Genomic DNA, 16412 nt, shown 5'->3' with positions numbered 1-16412 from the left:
CCTTCCTCGACACGATCGCGGCGGTCTGAGGCCTTCAGACCGCCTTCAGGCCATGGAACGCGCCGTCGCCATAGACGAGCGGCGCGCCCTCGTCGGTTTCGGCGCGCACCACCCGGCCGACGAAGATCGTGTGGGTGCCTTCGTCGTGGCGGCTCTCCAGAACGCAGTCGAGCCGCGCCGAGCAGCCTTCGATCAGCGGGCAGCCGGTCGGCCCGAGGCGATGCGGGACGGCGTCGAAGGATTTGCCGTCGCGGCCGGCGAAATAGGTCGCGAGCTCGCTCTGGTCCTCGCGGAGGAAGTTTAGCGCGAACGCCCCTCCGCGCGAGACGACGCCATGCGAGGCGCTCGATCGGTTCAGCGCGACGAGCACCAAAGGCGGCTCCGCGCTGACGCTGCAGACGGCGGTCGCCGTCATGCCGTTGACCGTTCCGCCGTGGCGGCTGGTCACGACGGTGACGCCAGCCGCGAGGCGCCGCATCGCGGCCTTGAAGGCGGCGGAATCGACGTCCGGCTCCGACGCGGGACGCACTGCGGCGGCGGAGTTCACGGCCGCGCCTCCGAGGTTCCGAGACGCTCGCGCAGCGAGCCGGCGCCGTAGGCCGCGCGGGCGCGGCCGCGCGCCTGGAGGATCGGCACGACCTTGTCGACGAAGTCCTCGAACGTGTCGGGCAGGAAGGCAGGCGAGATGACGAAGCCGTCGGCCGCGCCGGAATCCACGATCGCGATCAACTCGTCCGCGACATCCTCGGCGGTGCCTACGACGCGGGGGCACATCACGCCGCGGCCATAGATCTTGCCTGCGTCCGCGATCGTCATCGAGCCGTCGCCCGCGATCGAGCGCAGCGCCGCGAGATTGCCTTGGCTGCCGGTGTCGGCGATCTCGTCGATCGTGGCGTCGAGCGGCAGCGCGCCGAAATCCGCGTTGGCGTGGGCCGCGAGCGTCGAGAGGCCGACGCGCGGGTCGATCAGGCTGTCGTGCAGGTCGCGCTTGGCTTCCGCCTCCTCGCGCGTCTCGCCGATGAAGGGCATCATGGCCATCATCACCTTGGCGGCGTCGGGCGCGCGGCCGGCGCTTTCGAGCGCGGCGCGGACGTCCCTTGTGAAGGCCGTCATGCGCGCCATGCTCGGCTGCAGCGCGAAGATCACCTCCGACCAGCGCGCCGCGAACGCCTTGCCACGCCCAGACGAGCCGGCCTGGATGATGAGCGGGCGGCCCTGCGGCGAGCGGGGAATGTTGAGCGGTCCACGCGCCTGGAACCAGCGACCCTTGTGGTTGGCGTAGCGGACCTTCGCCGGATCAGCGTAGACGCCGCCCGCGCGGTCGAGCACGAGAGCGTCCGGCTCCCAGCTGTCCCAGAGCTTGAACGCCACCTCCATGAATTCGTCGGCGCGGTCGTAGCGCTCGTCATGGGAAAGATGAGGCACGTCGCCGAAGTTGAGCGCCTCGCCGTCGTTCATCGAGGTCACGACGTTCCAGGCTGCGCGCCCGGACGAGATGTGGTCGAGGGTCGCGAACTCCCGGGCGATGTTGAACGGCGCGTCATACGTGGTGGAGCGTGTCGCCCCAAGGCCCAGGTGCTCCGTCACCGCCGCCATCGCGCCAAGGATCGGCAGCGGATCCATGCGGGTCGCGTCCTGATCGCCAAGCCTTAAACCCATCTCGTGGCTGTCGCCGTAGCGGTCCGCGATGGCGAGCCGGTCGGCGAAGAACACGAAATCGAAGAAGCCGCGCTCCAGCGTCTTCGCGATGCCTGCGTAATGCGCGAGGCTCAGGAACGGCGTCTCGTGCGCCGGATTGCGCCAGATCGCGTGGCTGTGAACCACCGGCCCCGCCACGAGAAATCCGCAGAAGTGGATCGGCTTTGACTGCGTCATTTACGCCTCTTGTAGGCTTTGTATTTTTCTTCGTCGCACTGTTCTTGAGCGTGCGGATCAAACAATCCTCGAAATCGTAGTAATCACTTCGCACAAAGACAAATTTATATTGTTTTGCAGAAAGCGAAGTTTTGCTTATGAGGCGCAGCGTATAGGCCTGCGCCGCGAGGTCCGCCACGTGACTTCGGCCGTGTAGACGCGCCCGACCGTCATGCCCGGGCTTGACCCGGGCATCCATCGTTCCGGCCGCGGCCGATGGCTCCTCGGGTCAGGCCCGAGGATGACGGAGGAGGAGCTTCAGCTCACCACGCCGAACGGCGTGTTCTTCCCGCCCTTGATCAGCTGGACGTAGAAGGAGCGGTTCAGCGAGTCGCCCTTCTCGTCGAAGTCGCAGGTGCAGCCGGCGCCGTTGAAATTGATCTTCTTGCCTTCGCGGACCATCTTCAACGCCTCGACGATGTCGTCGACGGGCTCGCCGGGCGGGTTGCAGACCTCGCGGACCGACTTGGTCCACACGGCCGCCTCCTGCGTCTTGGCGTGCTCCATGGCCAGCACCGTGATGCAGATCTGATCCCAGGCGTTGCCTGCGAACAGGAACACCGTGCCTTCCGGCGCGCCCATCTCCTTGACGAACCTGGCGTAGGATGGGCTGTCGATCGGGGGCGAGGGCTGGAGGTGGTAGATGCCCTCGGCGACTTCCGGCCCGACCGCCTGCAGGAACTTGCCTTCGGCGTCCGCGCCGGTGCCGAGCGAAACCACTTTCGACGTGAAGCCGCCGCGGAAGATCTCCTTGGCGATCGACACCATGTCGGTGAGCAGCGGCAGCACGAACACGGCGTCCGGCTCCGGCCCGAAGGCCTTCTCGACCTCGGCCCGGTAGGAGGCCTGGTCGGGATTGTACATCACGACGTCGAGCACCTCGCCGCCGATCTTCTTCATCTCGGCCTTGAACGGCTCCACCATCGCGACGATGAACGGGTTCTGCTGCGCGAGCACGGTGACCTTCTTGGCCCCGATCTTCTGCATCACCTTGGCGCCGGCCGGGCCCCACTGGCTCGACTTCGCCTGAAGCCGGTAGATCAGCCCCTTGGTGTCGCCCTCGGTGACCGCGTTCGCCGCGCAGGACAGCATCTGGACCTTGTTGGCCGCGAGGATGATGGGTTTCGCGGCGAGCGCCTCGGGGCTGCCCCAGAAGCCGCCCACGAGCTCGACCTTGTTGACCTCGAGCAGCTTCTTCGACGCCGCGACGCTCGCGGTCGCGCTGGTCTCGCTGTCCTCGATGAAAAGCTTGACCTTGCGGCCTCCGAGAACGCCGCCCGCCTCGTTGACCTTGGAGACGACAAGCTCGGCCGCCTGCTTCATGGCCGGGCCGTAGGCGCCGGTCGCGCCCGAGAAGGGCAGCACCATGCCGAGAGGCACGTCGCCGGCCGCGCCTAGCGCAATGGCCGGGCGCCCAAGCGCCGCCGCGAGGGGCAGGGAGCCGACGCCCGCGAGCACGGTCCGGCGGTTCACCACGAATCTGCTGTCAGTCATCGGAAGCGTCCTTGTTCAGGGTGACGGCGGGCTTGGGAGGTCCATGGCGGCGGCCGCGCGGCCGTCGTCGATCTGGAGGGCGTCGTTGAAGCGGTTGAAGAAGCCCGCAAGCGCGATGCGCAGCGTGAGCTCGACAATCTGGGCCTCGGAGAAGCGAGCCTTCAGCCGCTCGAACACGGCGTCCCGGATTCCCCAGGCGCGGTTCGTGACAAGCGCGGCGTATTCGACGACGAGGCGGTCGGTCTCGTCGAAGGCCGGATGGTCCGAGGCCGGAAGCTGGGCGATCGCCTCGGGCGGCACGCCTTCGACCGCAAGCAGGGGCGCGTGATGAGACACGCAATAGGGGCAGGCGTTGATGACCGAGACGGTGACGACGGCGAGCTCGATGTAGCGCAGCGGGACGTTTCCCTGGCCGCGCAGTTTGAGCAGCATCCCGAACAGGCCTTCGAGCGCCGCCGGGACATGCGCCATCACGGCCGCCTGGTCGCTGAAGTCGGCGTAGCCCGACGCGAAGGTCTCGTAGAGGTTCGCAAGATCCGTAGGCAGGGCCGAGGACGGCAGCGGAGTGACGCGGGGCATCAGACGCCCCCCTTTTCGGTGGGCAGGAGGTCGGCCGCCCGACGCTTCGGCTCGGGCGCGAGCCCCTGCGGCCGCAGGATCAGCAGCGCCACGATGCCGGCGCCGATTAGCCCGAGGCGGAGCGCGGAGAGCTGCACGCCGTCGATGACGGTGACGAAGTCCTTCAGGAACCGCGTGCCTTCGAGCAGCGCCATGATCGAGCAGGCGCCGATCAGCAGCCCGACGTTCGAGCCGCGCCCGCCCGCGATCACGGCCATGAACGCGTAGGCGGTCACGATCGGGGTGAACTGGCTCGGGTCGATGTAGGTCAGGTAGAAGGCGTGGAGCGCGCCCGCGATCCCCATCACCGCGCCCCCGACCGCGAACGCCCGGACGCGGAGCGCGAAGACGTTCTTGCCGAGCGCCGCGGTCACCGTGGCGTCGTCGCGGATCGCCCGGAGCACGCGGCCGAAGGGCGAGCGCGCCATGGCCTCGAGCAGGACGAACACGACCGCGACCAGCGCCAGCGCGAAGACGATGAACACGGTGTCGCCGCCGATCGTCCGGCCGAGCGCCGCGAACGGCCGCGGGATGTCCGGGATGCCGAGCGCGCCGTTGGTGAGCCAGCCTTCGTTGAGGATTACGAGGCGCACGACCTCGCCGAACCCGATCGTGACGATCGCGAGGTAGTTCTCTTCCAGCCGTATCGAGAGCAGCGCGAGGCCGGCGCTCAAGATCGCGGACGCCGCGCCCGCGACGAGCATCGCCGGGAGCCAGCCGATCTGCGGCGCGAGCAGCGCGGTCGCGTAGGCGCCGATCGCCACGAAGCCGACCACGCCGAAATTCACGAGCCCGGCCTGTCCCCACTGCAGGTTCAGCGCGAGGCCGACGAGCGCCGCGACGCAGACCAGGATCGCGATGGTGACGAGATAAGCGATCATTTGCGCGCCGCCTTCGCTCCGAGAAGCCCGTTCGCTCGGAACAGCAGCAGCGCGAGGATCACCGCGAAGCTGACGACCTGACGGTAGTTCGTGGGGATGACGAGCGCCGACATCTCTTCCGCGACGCCGATCGTCAGCGCGCCGAGCACGGCCCCGATCGGCGAGCCGAGGCCGCCGAGGATCGCGGCCGCGAAGATCGCGATCTGGTAGTTCCAGCCGATCAGCGGATCGATCGAGCGGTCGAGCCCGGCGAGAACGCCGGCGAGCCCCAGCAGCGCGCCGACCAGCGCCCAGGTCAGCCGCGCGATGGCGCGGCGCTCGACCCCGCGCACGGCGGCGAGCGAGGCGTTGTCCGCGACCGCGCGCATCGCCCGCCCGAGCGGGGTGAAGCGCAGCAGCACGTCGACCGCGACCAGACAGACCGCGACCGTGATGGCGATGGTGATCTGCTCCTGATTGATGCGGAGCCCCTCCCAGCGGATCGGACGGGAAAGCGCGACGTCGAAGCCGCGGCTGGCGTTGCCGAAGAAGAAGCGGCAGACGTTCTCGATCACGAGTGAGACGCCCATCGAGGCGACGAGCAGCGAGATGGAGCCGCGGAGCCTGAGCTTCTCGAAGGCGAGCTGGTCGGCGAGAAGCCCGGCGCCCGCCACCGTCACGGCCGCGACCGCGGCCGACGCGGTCAGGGGCATGCCGAGCTGGACGTTCGCGACCCACGCCGCGTAGGCGCCGAGCGTCAGCATCGCGCCGACCGCGAAATTCGCGAACTTCAGCACGCCGAAGACGAGCGTGAGAGCGAGCGCGGGAAGCGCGAGCAGAAGGCCGGTGACGAGGCCGTTGAAAAAGAGCTGCGCGGCCATCTCAGGCGACCTTCGCGAAGAACATGTCGCCGAGGTCGGCGGCGCGCACGGCCGGCGCCGTGTCGCGCAGGCTGACCTGCCCCGCCACCAGCACGACCGCCTCGTCGGCGATCTCGAGCGCCGCCGCGACGTTCTGCTCGACCAGAAGCACGGTGACGCCGGCCGCGCGGACGCGGACGATCGCCTCCATGGTCTGGCCGACGATCTTCGGGCTCAGGCCGGCCGACGGCTCGTCGAGAAGCAGCACTTCGGGGTTGGCGAGCAGCGCGCTCGCGAAGGCGAGCATCTGGCGCTGGCCGCCCGAGAGATCGCCCGCGCGGGTTTTCAGCCGCGCGCCGAGCTCGGGGAACAGCGCCAGCACCTTCTCGCGCTGCTCGGGCCCGACGCCTGCGCGGCCGCGCAGGAACTCCGTCGCGAGCTTCAGGTTCTCGCCGATGGTGAGGCTCGGGAAGACGTTCGCTTCCTGCGGCACGTAGGCCATGCCCGCCGCTACGCGTCTGGCCGGCGTTTCGGACGTGACGTCCGTGCCCGTGACCGACACGCGGCCCTGACGTATGTCGAGCAGGCCCGCGAGCGTCTTCACAAAGCTCGACTTGCCGGAGCCGTTCGGGCCGATGACCGCGAGGATGGTCTCGGGCGCCTGATCGAGGGTGATCCCCCGCACGATGTCGTCGCCGCGGCCGTAGCCGGCGCGGAGCCCGCTGACGGAGAGGGCCGGGATCGCGCTCACGCCGCCACCCCGAGATAGGCCTCGACGACGCGACGGTCCCGGGAGACCTCCTCGAAGGTCCCCGAGACGAGGCGCTTGCCCTCCGCCATCACATGGACACGGTCGCAGAGCTCGCCGACGAGATGCATGTCGTGTTCGACGAGGCCGAACGAGACGCCTTCCGCCTTCAGTTCGCGGATCAGCCGGATCATCTCTAGCTTCAGCGGCGGCGCGACGCCCGCGCCCGGCTCGTCGAGCAGGATCAGCTTGGGCTCCAGAAGCAGCGCGCGGGCGAGGTCCAGAAGCTTCTTCTGGCCGCCGGAGAGGCCGCCCGAGGGATGGTCGGCGAGCCGGAACAGGCCGACGCGGTCGAGCAGCGCCTTGGCCTTTTCGGCGTTGGCGCTTTCCTGCGCCCACCACTTTCGCCGCCCGAAAATGGCGGCGAGCACGCCCTCGCCGGACTGAAGGCGCGGGGCGAGCAGCAGGTTCTCGAACACGGTGAGGCTTCCAAGCTCGCGCACGATCTGGAAGGAGCGGGCGACGCCGAGCGCCGGGAAGCGATGCGCGGGGAGGGCGGTGACGTTGCGGCCCTCGAACAGAACCGACCCCTGGTCGGCCCGCACAAGCCCGGTCATGACGTTGAGCAGGGTGGATTTGCCGGCGCCGTTGGGGCCGATGAGGCCGGTGACATGGCCTGCTTCGAGGGTGAGCGAGCAGCCGTCGAGGGCGGCCAGTCCGCCGAAGCGCTTGGCGACCTCGTGGACCTCAAGGAGCGGCGTCGGGGCGCCCGCCGTCACCGGGCGCATCCTTCGTCTGCGGACACGGTCGGGACCGGGGATTTGCCCGTTTCGCGTTCAAACGCTGCTCGAATGCTATGCATCAGCTCAATAATTATCCTGTATTCTACAAACTCCTTCATCCTATTGACTGATAGTATGGCCAGGCAAATTTATATTGCTTTGCACAAAGTGAAATATTATTTATGCGTTATGGCGCGGCCGCTTGAAATCTCGCTGCTAAGAACGTTCGTGTTGCTGGTCGAGGAGCGCAGCGTCACGCGCGTGGCGCGCATGCTGTTCCGCACCCAGCCCGCCGTCAGTCTGCAGATCAAACGGCTTGAGGAGGCCGCCGGCCGCCCCCTGTTCGAAAGCGATCTCCGCCATCTGAGGCTGACGCCGCAGGGCGAGACGCTGCTGCCCTACGCGCGCGCGGTGCTGAAGATGCACGACGAAGCGCAGATGAAGCTGTCGTCGGAGGAGATCGACGGCCGCGTCACGCTCGGCTGTCCGGATCTCTACGCCGCCTATCTCCTGCCCGAGACGCTCGCGAGTTTCCGGCGGGCCTATCCGCGCGTCGAGGTCTCCGTGCGCTGCTCGCTGTCGCGCCAGATCGCGGCCGAGATGGACGCAGGGCTTGTCGACGTGGCGATCGCGACCCGCATGCCGGGCGTCGCGCCGAAGTCGGGCGACGCCACGCGTTTGCGCTCGGAGGGTCTGGTCTGGCTCGGCGCGGTCGACGGCGACGCGCATCGCCGCTCGCCCGTGCCTGTCGCCATGCTGCCCGAGGGCAACCTCTATCGCGACCTCGCGCTCGCCGCGCTGAACGAGGCAGGGGTCGCCTGGCGCATCGCCTGCGTGTCGGAAAGCATCGCGGGCCTTCAGGCGATGGCGCTTGCGGACGCCGCCGTGACCGTCTTGTCAGAGTCTGCGCACGCCGCCGGCCTCGAGCGCGTGGCGACGGATTCGGAGCTCCGCAATCGTCTAGAATCCGGGCTGCCGGCTCTGCCTGATGTCGACATCATGCTGTGGCAGCGCACCCATGGACTTTCACAGGCGGCCCAGCATTTCGCGCGGCACATCGAGCTCGGCGTAGGCGGCGCGCAAGGCGCCGTCCAGGAGTCAGCGGAAACGCGGCCCGGCGAGGCGGCCGAGTAACTCAGGCGGTAGGTCGTTTCGCGACCAAGCCGGTTGGCGAGACAGGTGGTTTCCTCAGAATTTCGGCGTCAGCTTGCGGGCGATCATCCCATGTTAGCTCGTGACCGATTGTGTTGAAGAAATCGGACTGAGCGGATTTCGGGCTTCGAGACGCTCGCCGGCCTAAATTTGCGTCTAGCGAAATCAACGACTTAGGGAAACGCCCAAGCCCTAAATCGAGCCGAGATTGCTCGTCCGAGCCGCCATCCGGAGTTTTTCAACGCAATCGACCCTAGGCGGCCGTTAAGGAGGTCCGCTCTCCGCCACCTTAGGCAGTTTACCGCAACCGAACTTCAGTCGGTTCAGCAAAGCTTCCCATACCCAAAACAGAGCTTGATACGCAGTGATCATTCGGCCGATCTGAGCGTTGTGGACGCTGTCAAAACAGATCGGCCGCTTATACGCGTAGAATATTCCGCGCTCAGTTTAAACTCAGCGCTAAGTCTGTCATTTCATTACGATCACCCCATTTCAGGCAGCCGATCGAGGATCTTGTCGAGCGTCACCGGATAGTCCCGAACGCGCGCGCCGCTCGCGTTGTAGATCGCGTTCGCGATCGCCGCCGCCACGCCGCAGATGCCGAGCTCGCCGACGCCTTTAGCCTTCATGGGCGAGGACATCGGATCGGTATCGTCGAGAAAGATCACGTCCTGGTGCGGGATATCGGCGTGGACCGGCACCTCGTAGCCCGCGAGGTCGTGGTTGACGAAGAAGCCGCGCGTTTTGTCGACCGCGAGTTCCTCCATCAGCGCCGCGCCCGCTCCCATCACCATCGCGCCGATGACCTGGCTGCGCGCCGACTTCGGATTGAGGATCCGCCCTGCCGAGCACACCGCAAGCATCCGCCGGATGCGGACCTCGGCCGTGGCGACATCGACGCCGACCTCGACAAAATGAGCGCCGAAGGTCGACTGCTGCTTGGAGTTCGTCATCTCCTTGTCGAACTCGATCTTGTCCTCGACCATGATCTCGCGCGCCTTGGCGGCGTCGCCGAGCGGGACGCTCTTGCCGCCGCCCCGAACCTCGCCGTCGGCGAACTCGGCCGTCGCGGCGTCGAAGCCGAGTTGGCCGGCCACCGCCTCGCGTAGCTTGACGCAGGCCGCGTAGACGCCGGCCGTCGAAGAGTTCGCGCCCCACTGGCCGCCGGAGCCCGAGGAGGCCGGGAAGCTCGAATCGCCGAGCCGGACCACGACCTTCTCGAGCGGCACGCCCATCATCTCCGCCGCGGTCTGGGCGATGATCGTGTAGCTGCCGGTGCCGATGTCGGTCATGTCGGTCTCGACCGTGACCACGCCGTCCGAGCCAAGCCGCACCCGCGCGCCCGACGCCATGGTCAGGTTGTTGCGGAACGCTGAGGCCGCGCCCATGCCGACGAGCCAGCGCCCGTCGCGAACCTGCCCCGTGCGCGCCCTGCGGGCCGACCAGCCGAATTTCTCTGCGCCCGTGCGGTAGCATTCGGTGAGCTGGCGCAGGGAGAAGGGGCGCTTCGGATCCTCGGGGTCGACCTGTGTGTCGTTGAGGATGCGGAATTCGATCGGGTCCATCCCGAGCTTCTCGGCCATCTCGTCCATGGCGATCTCGAGCGCCATCAGGCCCGGCGCCTCGCCCGGCGCGCGCATCGCGTTGCCTTCGGGAAGGTCGAGCAGGGCGAGCCGGGTCGCGGTCATCCGGTTCGCTCCGGCGTAGAGCAGCCGCGTCTGCGCGACGGCCTCTTCCGGCGAGCCGTCGGGCAGGTTGCCGGACCAGGTCTCGTGGCCGATCGCCGTGATCTTGCCGTCGCTGCCGGCCCCAAGGCGGACGCGCTGAATCGTCGCCGGACGGTGCGTGGTGTTGTTGGCGATCAGAGGGCGCGGCAGGGCGACCTTGACGGGCCGTCCCGCGGCCTTCGCGGCAAGCGCGGCGATGACGGCATCCGCTCGCACGAACAGCTTTGAGCCGAAGCCGCCGCCGATGTAAGGCGAGATCACACGCACTTTGCCGTTCGGCATGCCGAGCGTCTTCGCGATGTCGCCCGCGGCCCAGGCGATCATCTGGTTCGACGTCCAGACGGTCAGGCTGTCTCCCTCCCAGGCCGCCATGGAGGCGTGTGGCTCCATCATCGCGTGGGAATGGTCAGGCGTGGTGTAGCTCTCGTCGAGCTTCACGGCGGCCGCGGCGAAGGCCCGGCCGAAGTCGCCGACGGCGGTGTCCGCGGGGGCGTTCGCATTCTTCGGCACGACCGCGCCATCCCTCGCGCTCGCAAGGTCAAACGCGCCTTGGGTAGGAGCGTATTCCACTTTGATGAGGCCAGCCGCCGCGCGAGCCTGCTCGAAGGTCTCCGCGACCACGACCGCGATCGCCTGATGGTAGTGGTCGATGTCCGGGCCACCAAGGAGCTTTGCGGTGTTGAACTTGCCGAGTTCCAGCTTGCCGGCGTTCTCGGCGGTGACGATCGCCAGCACGCCGGGCGCGCGCTTCGCCGCTGCGAGGTCCATCGCCTGGATGCGGCCCTTGGCGATGCCGGCGCCGAGCACATAGCCGACGGCGGGCTTCGCGCCGACGTCGTGGCGCTCGTAGGCGTAGGGCGCGCGGCCGGTCACCTTGAGCGGGCCGTCGACGCGGTCGAGCGGTTTGCCGACGACCTTGAGCTGGTCGATCGGATTGGTCGTAGCGGGGGTGTCGAACTTCATGGGATCAGCCCCTCGCTTCGGTCAGGACGGCGTCGAGCGTGCGCTGGACCAGCGTCAGCTTGAACGCGTTCTCGTGGGTGGGGTTGGCTCCCGCGAACAGGCCGTCGGTGACGGCCTTCGCGCCGCGGACCATCTCCTTCTCGGCCGCCTCGACCCGCCAGGGTTTCGGCGCGACGCCGCCGACGGCGACGCGGCCGGAGCCGTCCGGCTGAACGATCGCGCCGACCGAGATCAGCGCGAAGGCGTAAGACGCCCGGTCGCGGACCTTCCGGTACACATGCTTACCGCCGACGGGCTTCGGCAGCGTCACAGCGGTGATCAGCTCGCCGGGCGTCAGCACGGTCTCGATGTGCGGCGTGTCGCCGGGGAGGCGATGGAGCTCGGCGATCGGGATCGCGCGCGTCGCGCCTTCCGGGCTCACCGTCTCGACCACCGCGTCGAGCGCCCGCATGGCGATGGCCATGTCGCTTGGATTGGTGGCGATGCAGGCGTCGCTGACGCCGACGACGCCGAGCATGCGGGTGAAGCCGCCTATGGCGGAGCAGCCGCTGCCGGGGGAGCGCTTATTGCAGGGCTGGTTGGTGTCGTAGAAGTAGGGGCAGCGGGTGCGCTGCAGAAGGTTTCCGGCAGTCGTCGCCTTGTTGCGGAGCTGGCCGGAGGCGCCGGCGAGCAGCGCGCGCGACAGTAGCGCATAGTCCTTCCGCACCCGCGCGTCGGCGGCGAGGTCGGTGTTGCGGACCATGGCGCCGATGCGCAGACCGCCTTCGGCTGTCGCCTCGATCGTGTCGAGCTTAAGCTTGCTGACGTCGATCAGATGGGTCGGGGTCTCAATCTCGAGCTTCATGAGATCGAGGAGATTGGTGCCGCCGGCGACGAACTTGGCGCCTTCGATGCGCTGCGCGGAGGCCGCGGCTTCCGCGGGCGTGCTTGCGCGGCTGAAGCTGAACGCTTTCATGCGCGCCTCCCGGCGACTTCGGACATGGCGTCCACGATGTTGGAATAGGCCCCGCAGCGGCAGATGTTTCCGCTCATGCGCTCGCGGATTTCGTCGGCGGTGGGATCGTAGGAGGCGGCCGTGAGGTCGGCTGTGACGTGGCTCGGCACGCCGGCCTTGATCTCGTCGAGCACCGCGACCGCCGAGCAAATCTGCCCCGGTGTGCAGTACCCGCACTGGTAGCCGTCGTGTTTCACGAAAGCGGCCTGCATCGCGTGGAGGTTGTCGGGCGTCCCCAGCCCCTCGATCGTGGTGACGCTCTCGCCTTCGTGCATCACGGCGAGGCTGAGGCAGGAGTTGATGCGCCGCCCGTCGACGATGACGGTGCAGGCGCCGCACTGGCCGTGGTCGCAGCCCTTCTTGGTGCCGGGCATCTGAAGGCTTTCGCGGAGCGCGTCGAGCAGCGTGGTCCGGGTGTCGAGGTCGACGAGGCGACGGGCCTCGCCGTTGACCATCATCGAGACGGTCGCCTTCGAGGGCGCGCGGACCGCGGCAGCGGCGGCCGGCTGTGCGCCTGCGCCCGAGGGGGCTGAGGCGACGGCGGCGGTCGCGGCGGCCGCGACCATCAGGTCTCGGCGGTTCAATTCGAGGTCGCCGGGGCTTGTCATATCGTGTTCCCGCAGATTGCTGGCGCGGAGCACAAAGGGAGCTCCTGGACGGAAAAGCCGCCCCACCGGTTGATTTGCTCGACCGCACTGGGGGTCGTCGTGGATCGCAGGGGTGGACAGGTCGGCCAGATCCGGCACGACAGTCCGTCCACCGTGGATTTTGGAACAGTTTTTATTTGAGAACAGGTGCAGGATTCGGGATGACCCGATGAGCCTTGCTCATCGTTGGTGACGGCCGGTCTGCGGCTGACGCCTTTTTCGCCGCTTGGTCGGCTGCGAACGCCAAGACGGCCGCCAGAACAAGCACCGCACCGCTGCTCCAGAAGTCGATCACGGGGCCGGTCGCATCGTAGACGAGGCCGCCGGCTGCTGCCACGATCGTGATCGCGAGCTGGATGACCGCCACCATCAGGCCGCCTCCGATCTCTGCGTCGTCAGGAACGGTGCGCGTGAGCCAGGTCGACCAGGCCACGGGCGCCGCGGTCGAGACCAGGCCCCAGATCCCGAGAAGCGCCGCCGTTGGCCAGAACGACGTGCCGAGCACCGCGAGCGCCACGGCCACGAGAGCCATGACTGAGGGGATGAAGACGAGCGTGGCCCGCATCCGATCCTTCAGGACGCCTCCGAAGAGGTAGGTGCCTGCGAAGCCGGAGATGCCGACGATCAGGAGGAGGACGGACAGCGTCGTTACGTCGACCCCCGTCACCGTTTCAAGAGATGGGCGCAAGTAGGTGAATAGGGCGAACTGACCTATGAACAGCAACATGGCGGCGAGCATGCCCGAGGCGATCCGGCGATCGCGCAGCAGTTTCAGCATCGAGGCCTTCGGCATTCTTTCGGCGGGCAGCGACGGCAACGCGCCTTCCACTGCCAGACGATCGACACCAGCGCGACCGGCACGACGATCATAAAGGGGGCAGCCGCACCTCGAAGAATGCGGATAGCGTTTGGTGATACCCAGACCGCTGAAGTCTTACTGAGTTCGAAGCGACCCCAGCAAGTGAACTTGATGTCGTTCCCCATCGCTAGTCTAAGTCGTCATAAAAAGTGTTGGCGAGCGCGGCGAGCAGGAACTCGTCGCGGGCTCCGCATGGCTCGAGGCCTTAGACGGTCGAGCCGCAGGATGCGCTTCAGGTGCGCGAACAGCATCTCGACCTTCTTCCGCTCGCGCCGCGACGTCGGGTAGGCGTCGGTCTTCGCGATGTCGCGCGCCATGTCCCGGGCGCCCTCATGGATGGACCGCGGCACCTTTCGCGCCAGCGCCTTCGGACAGCAGCGCGGCTTCAGCCCGCAGGCGTCGCAGTCGTATTTGCTGGCGCGGTAGAGCAGCGTCGCGCCGTCGTTCACCAGCGTGCCGCTGCAGGTCAGCGTCTTGCCCGCCGGGCAGACGTAGACGTCGCCCTCATGGTCGTACGCGAAGTCCTCGCGGGCGAAGCTTCCGTCGGTCCGGGCGCTTTTGTCGAACACGGGGATGTGCGGCTCGATCCCGCGTTCATGGACCAGCCAGGCGAGCATCTCGGCCGAGCCATAGGCGCTATCGGCTGCGAGCCGTTCAGGCCACAGTCCGAAGCGGTCTTGGGTCCTCTCGACCATCGTTCGCGCGGCGCCGACCTCGGCCTGCCGGATAGCGCGGCTCGCCTAGACATCGACGATCACCGCATGGTCGAGGTCGATCAGGTAGTTGGTGGCGTAGGCGAAGAAGGCGTGGCCCTTGTGCGCGCCGGTCCACTGCGCGGCTGGATCCGAGCGCGAGACGAACTTCGGCGTCGTCGGGCTCGCCGCGCCCCAGGCCGCATCGTAGAGCGTGTCGAGGTACTCGCGGACGGAACGGCGCGTGGCGGCCAACTCTTCCCAGTCGACGTTCTCCGCGCCGTCGGCTGAGCGCTGTCGGTTGGCGTCGGCCCGGATCAGGCCGGCGTCGACCGCGAAGCCGTCGCCGCCCACGAGCCCCTCAGCCATGCAGCGCCGGACGACCGTCTCGAACAGCTTGCGCAGCAGGTCGCTGTCGCGGAAGCGGCCGTGACGGTTCTTCGAGAAGGTCGAGTGATCGGGCACGTCGCCATCGAGGCCAAGCCGGCAGAACCAGCGATAGGCGAGGTTGAGGTGAACCTCCTCGCGCAGCCGTCGCTCCGAGCGGACGCCGAAGCAGTAGCCGACCAGCAGCATCCGGATCAGCAGCTCCGGGTCGATCGAAGGACGCCCCGTCGAACTTTAGAACGGAGCCAGATCCCGCCGCACTTCCGACAGGTCCACGAACCGATCGATCGCCCTTAGCACGTGATCTTCCGGCACATGCCGCTCGAGAGAGAACTCATAGAACAGCGCCGCCTGGTCGACCTGCCGCTCGCCCATCATCGCCGCCGCCCTCCGCTCATAGAGCCGAGTGAATCAGCGGCGGCGCCTCGCTTCAACGATGGAGTTTTTCAACGGAATCGACCCAAAGCTGGCCTTTTGACAATTCCGCTTTTGGGCGATCGTAAGTCAGCGAGCGTCAAGGGCGTCAGCGGCGTCTGGTCGCCGGCACCAGCCGATTTCCGCCCCCAGCGCTCCATGTCTCTGTCGAAGAGCCGCTGCTCAGAGCGCTGCGCGGAATGCTGTGGGGGTGACGCCCGTGGCCTTTCGGAAGCTGGACGCGAAGGCCGAGGGGGTCTGATAGCCGACCGCAAGCGCAACGCTGGTGACCGGTAGGTCGTGGCTCGCCAGAAGCTGGCGCGCGCGCGTCATGCGCAGCGCCACCAGCCATTCGTGCGGCGTCTGGCCGGTCGCGAGCCGGAAGGCCGTGCAGAAATGATGTCGGCTGAGATCGACGAGGCCGGCGAGTTCATCGAGCCCAAGCTCGCGGTCGAGAAAGTCCCGCATGTAGGTGGTGACGCGCTTCACCTGCCAGTCGGCGAGCCCCTTGCGCGGGGCTGCGGGCGCTGCGCCGAGCGATGAGTGCGCGCGTACGAGCTGGAGGCAGAGCAGGTCTACGGCCTGCTCTGCGAACAGCGACGACGCGGCGTCGCCCTGCTCGGCCTCGATGGACAGCATCTCCAACACGCGCGATGCCGACGGATCGTCGAAGCATATTCGGCCTACGAGTTCGATCGGCCGCCCTTTGGCCAGAACTTCGGTCGCCGCGAGCAGTCGATCGTTGGAGAGGTAGACGTGGCTGACTTCGATTGGTCCCTCGACGTCCCAACGACCATCATGGCCTTCGGGGATGAGGGTGATTGAACCCGGCCGAGTGCGGGACGCTTTCCGAGAACCGCCCTGACGCCAGCTGCAGTCCTGCGCCGCGCCGTAATAGCCCATCACCACATGGCCCGGCATGCCGGGCAGGTCGGCGTGAAGCTCGCCGTGGCACCAGCGTCGCGTCAGCCGGGCGCCGCCGCGCAGCGCCTCGTTCGCGAGCGCCGGCGGCCTGTCGAGGATCCGACCGATCTCGCGAGGCGCGCCGGCCGCGTCGACGTCGCGTACTGCGTCGCCCGCATGGTCGCGCGATCGTTTCAGGTGCGAGGGCGGCTTCAAGGAAGGGTCTGATCCCGCTTCGGCTCTCTTTACGTCGCCTCAGTCAGGCCGAACTCTTACAGCCACGCAAGGTGGATTGCGGCGCGCCATCGTCTGCGTCGCCGCAATTTCGCGATAGCGCCGCAATCGCGCGAAAGCGGGCGCCCGCCGTCCTTCATAGGTTCCGCCTCGTTCCGGCGCAT

General features: G+C 67.7%; 14 protein-coding genes and 1 pseudogene. 1 reads left to right on the top strand and 14 read right to left on the bottom strand.

From position 1 onward, the window contains the following. Positions 1 to 34: 34 nt before the first annotated feature. From PKE78_RS04630 to PKE78_RS04595, 8 genes are all read right to left on the bottom strand, one after another. Positions 35 to 547: a flavin reductase family protein gene (locus PKE78_RS04630; RefSeq protein WP_271199658.1), complete on the bottom strand. Its 513-nt coding sequence runs from the start codon at positions 545 to 547 to the stop codon at positions 35 to 37. Beyond that, the gene (locus tag PKE78_RS04625) at positions 544 to 1875 is read right to left on the bottom strand and encodes an LLM class flavin-dependent oxidoreductase (protein WP_271199657.1); all 1332 of its coding nucleotides are present in this window, start codon (positions 1873 to 1875) and stop codon (positions 544 to 546) included. The genes PKE78_RS04630 and PKE78_RS04625 overlap by 4 nt, the downstream gene beginning before the upstream one ends. Before the next feature lie 297 nt (positions 1876 to 2172). After that, positions 2173 to 3408: an ABC transporter substrate-binding protein gene (locus tag PKE78_RS04620; RefSeq protein WP_271199656.1), complete on the bottom strand. Its 1236-nt coding sequence runs from the start codon at positions 3406 to 3408 to the stop codon at positions 2173 to 2175. Between the two features lie 15 nt (positions 3409 to 3423). Next, positions 3424 to 3987, bottom strand: a complete 564-nt coding sequence (locus PKE78_RS04615) for a carboxymuconolactone decarboxylase family protein (RefSeq protein WP_271199655.1) — start codon at positions 3985 to 3987, stop codon at positions 3424 to 3426. After that, positions 3987 to 4907, bottom strand: a complete 921-nt coding sequence (locus PKE78_RS04610) for a branched-chain amino acid ABC transporter permease (RefSeq protein WP_271199654.1) — start codon at positions 4905 to 4907, stop codon at positions 3987 to 3989. The genes PKE78_RS04615 and PKE78_RS04610 overlap by 1 nt, the downstream gene beginning before the upstream one ends. Next, entirely contained in the window at positions 4904 to 5767 is an 864-nt protein-coding gene (locus tag PKE78_RS04605; protein ID WP_271199653.1) for a branched-chain amino acid ABC transporter permease, read from the bottom strand. Before PKE78_RS04605 ends, PKE78_RS04610 begins: the two co-directional genes overlap by 4 nt. A 1-nt stretch (position 5768) precedes the next feature. Further along, the gene (locus PKE78_RS04600; RefSeq protein ID WP_271199652.1) at positions 5769 to 6497 is read right to left on the bottom strand and encodes a branched-chain amino acid ABC transporter ATP-binding protein; all 729 of its coding nucleotides are present in this window, start codon (positions 6495 to 6497) and stop codon (positions 5769 to 5771) included. Further along, positions 6494 to 7273, bottom strand: a complete 780-nt coding sequence (locus PKE78_RS04595; RefSeq protein WP_271199651.1) for an ABC transporter ATP-binding protein — start codon at positions 7271 to 7273, stop codon at positions 6494 to 6496. Before PKE78_RS04595 ends, PKE78_RS04600 begins: the two co-directional genes overlap by 4 nt. 192 nt (positions 7274 to 7465) lie before the next feature. Here PKE78_RS04595 and PKE78_RS04590 point away from each other — a divergent pair, with 192 nt between their 5' ends. After that, the gene (locus PKE78_RS04590; protein ID WP_271199650.1) at positions 7466 to 8410 is read left to right on the top strand and encodes a LysR substrate-binding domain-containing protein; all 945 of its coding nucleotides are present in this window, start codon (positions 7466 to 7468) and stop codon (positions 8408 to 8410) included. Positions 8411 to 8910: 500 nt separating this feature from the next. Here the strand turns inward: PKE78_RS04590 and paoC are convergent, their stop codons facing one another. From paoC to PKE78_RS04560, 6 genes and pseudogenes are all read right to left on the bottom strand, one after another. After that, complete coding sequence (gene paoC, locus PKE78_RS04585; RefSeq protein ID WP_271199649.1) at positions 8911 to 11118, bottom strand: aldehyde oxidoreductase molybdenum-binding subunit PaoC; 2208 nt, start codon at positions 11116 to 11118, stop codon at positions 8911 to 8913. Positions 11119 to 11122: 4 nt separating this feature from the next. Further along, on the bottom strand, positions 11123 to 12073 hold the full coding sequence (locus tag PKE78_RS04580; protein ID WP_271199648.1) for an FAD binding domain-containing protein: 951 nt from the start codon (positions 12071 to 12073) through the stop codon (positions 11123 to 11125). Continuing rightward, a complete protein-coding gene (paoA, locus tag PKE78_RS04575; protein WP_271199647.1) occupies positions 12070 to 12720 on the bottom strand; it encodes an aldehyde dehydrogenase iron-sulfur subunit PaoA in 651 nt (216 codons plus the stop codon). The genes PKE78_RS04580 and paoA overlap by 4 nt, the downstream gene beginning before the upstream one ends. 172 nt (positions 12721 to 12892) lie before the next feature. Further along, positions 12893 to 13537, bottom strand: coding sequence for an MFS transporter (locus PKE78_RS04570; RefSeq protein WP_271199646.1), 645 nt, complete (start codon positions 13535 to 13537; stop codon positions 12893 to 12895). Between the two features lie 208 nt (positions 13538 to 13745). Further along, positions 13746 to 15075: pseudogene (locus tag PKE78_RS04565) on the bottom strand (IS1182 family transposase). A 219-nt stretch (positions 15076 to 15294) separates the two neighbouring features. Then, on the bottom strand, positions 15295 to 16230 hold the full coding sequence (locus PKE78_RS04560; RefSeq protein WP_271199645.1) for a helix-turn-helix domain-containing protein: 936 nt from the start codon (positions 16228 to 16230) through the stop codon (positions 15295 to 15297). Positions 16231 to 16412 lie beyond the last annotated feature (182 nt).

Origin of the sequence: Methylopila turkensis (assembly GCF_027922325.1) — a bacterium.
Taxonomy (GTDB): Bacteria; Pseudomonadota; Alphaproteobacteria; order Rhizobiales; family Methylopilaceae; genus Methylopila; species Methylopila turkensis.
The sequence above is the reverse complement of the archived record's forward strand: the minus strand, read 5'-3'. Positions and strand labels throughout refer to the sequence as shown.

Excerpts from the sequence above, each read along its gene's own strand:
- PKE78_RS04625 (WP_271199657.1), bottom strand. The coding sequence starts at position 1,875 with ATGACGCAGTCAAAGCCGATCCACTTCTGCGGATTTCTCGTGGCGGGG.
- PKE78_RS04620 (WP_271199656.1), bottom strand. The coding sequence starts at position 3,408 with ATGACTGACAGCAGATTCGTGGTGAACCGCCGGACCGTGCTCGCGGGC.
- PKE78_RS04615 (WP_271199655.1), bottom strand. The coding sequence starts at position 3,987 with ATGCCCCGCGTCACTCCGCTGCCGTCCTCGGCCCTGCCTACGGATCTT.
- PKE78_RS04610 (WP_271199654.1), bottom strand. The coding sequence starts at position 4,907 with ATGATCGCTTATCTCGTCACCATCGCGATCCTGGTCTGCGTCGCGGCG.
- PKE78_RS04605 (WP_271199653.1), bottom strand. The coding sequence starts at position 5,767 with ATGGCCGCGCAGCTCTTTTTCAACGGCCTCGTCACCGGCCTTCTGCTC.
- PKE78_RS04590 (WP_271199650.1), top strand. The coding sequence starts at position 7,466 with ATGGCGCGGCCGCTTGAAATCTCGCTGCTAAGAACGTTCGTGTTGCTG.
- paoC (WP_271199649.1), bottom strand. The coding sequence starts at position 11,118 with ATGAAGTTCGACACCCCCGCTACGACCAATCCGATCGACCAGCTCAAG.
- PKE78_RS04580 (WP_271199648.1), bottom strand. The coding sequence starts at position 12,073 with ATGAAAGCGTTCAGCTTCAGCCGCGCAAGCACGCCCGCGGAAGCCGCG.
- paoA (WP_271199647.1), bottom strand. The coding sequence starts at position 12,720 with ATGACAAGCCCCGGCGACCTCGAATTGAACCGCCGAGACCTGATGGTC.
- PKE78_RS04570 (WP_271199646.1), bottom strand. The coding sequence starts at position 13,537 with ATGCTGAAACTGCTGCGCGATCGCCGGATCGCCTCGGGCATGCTCGCC.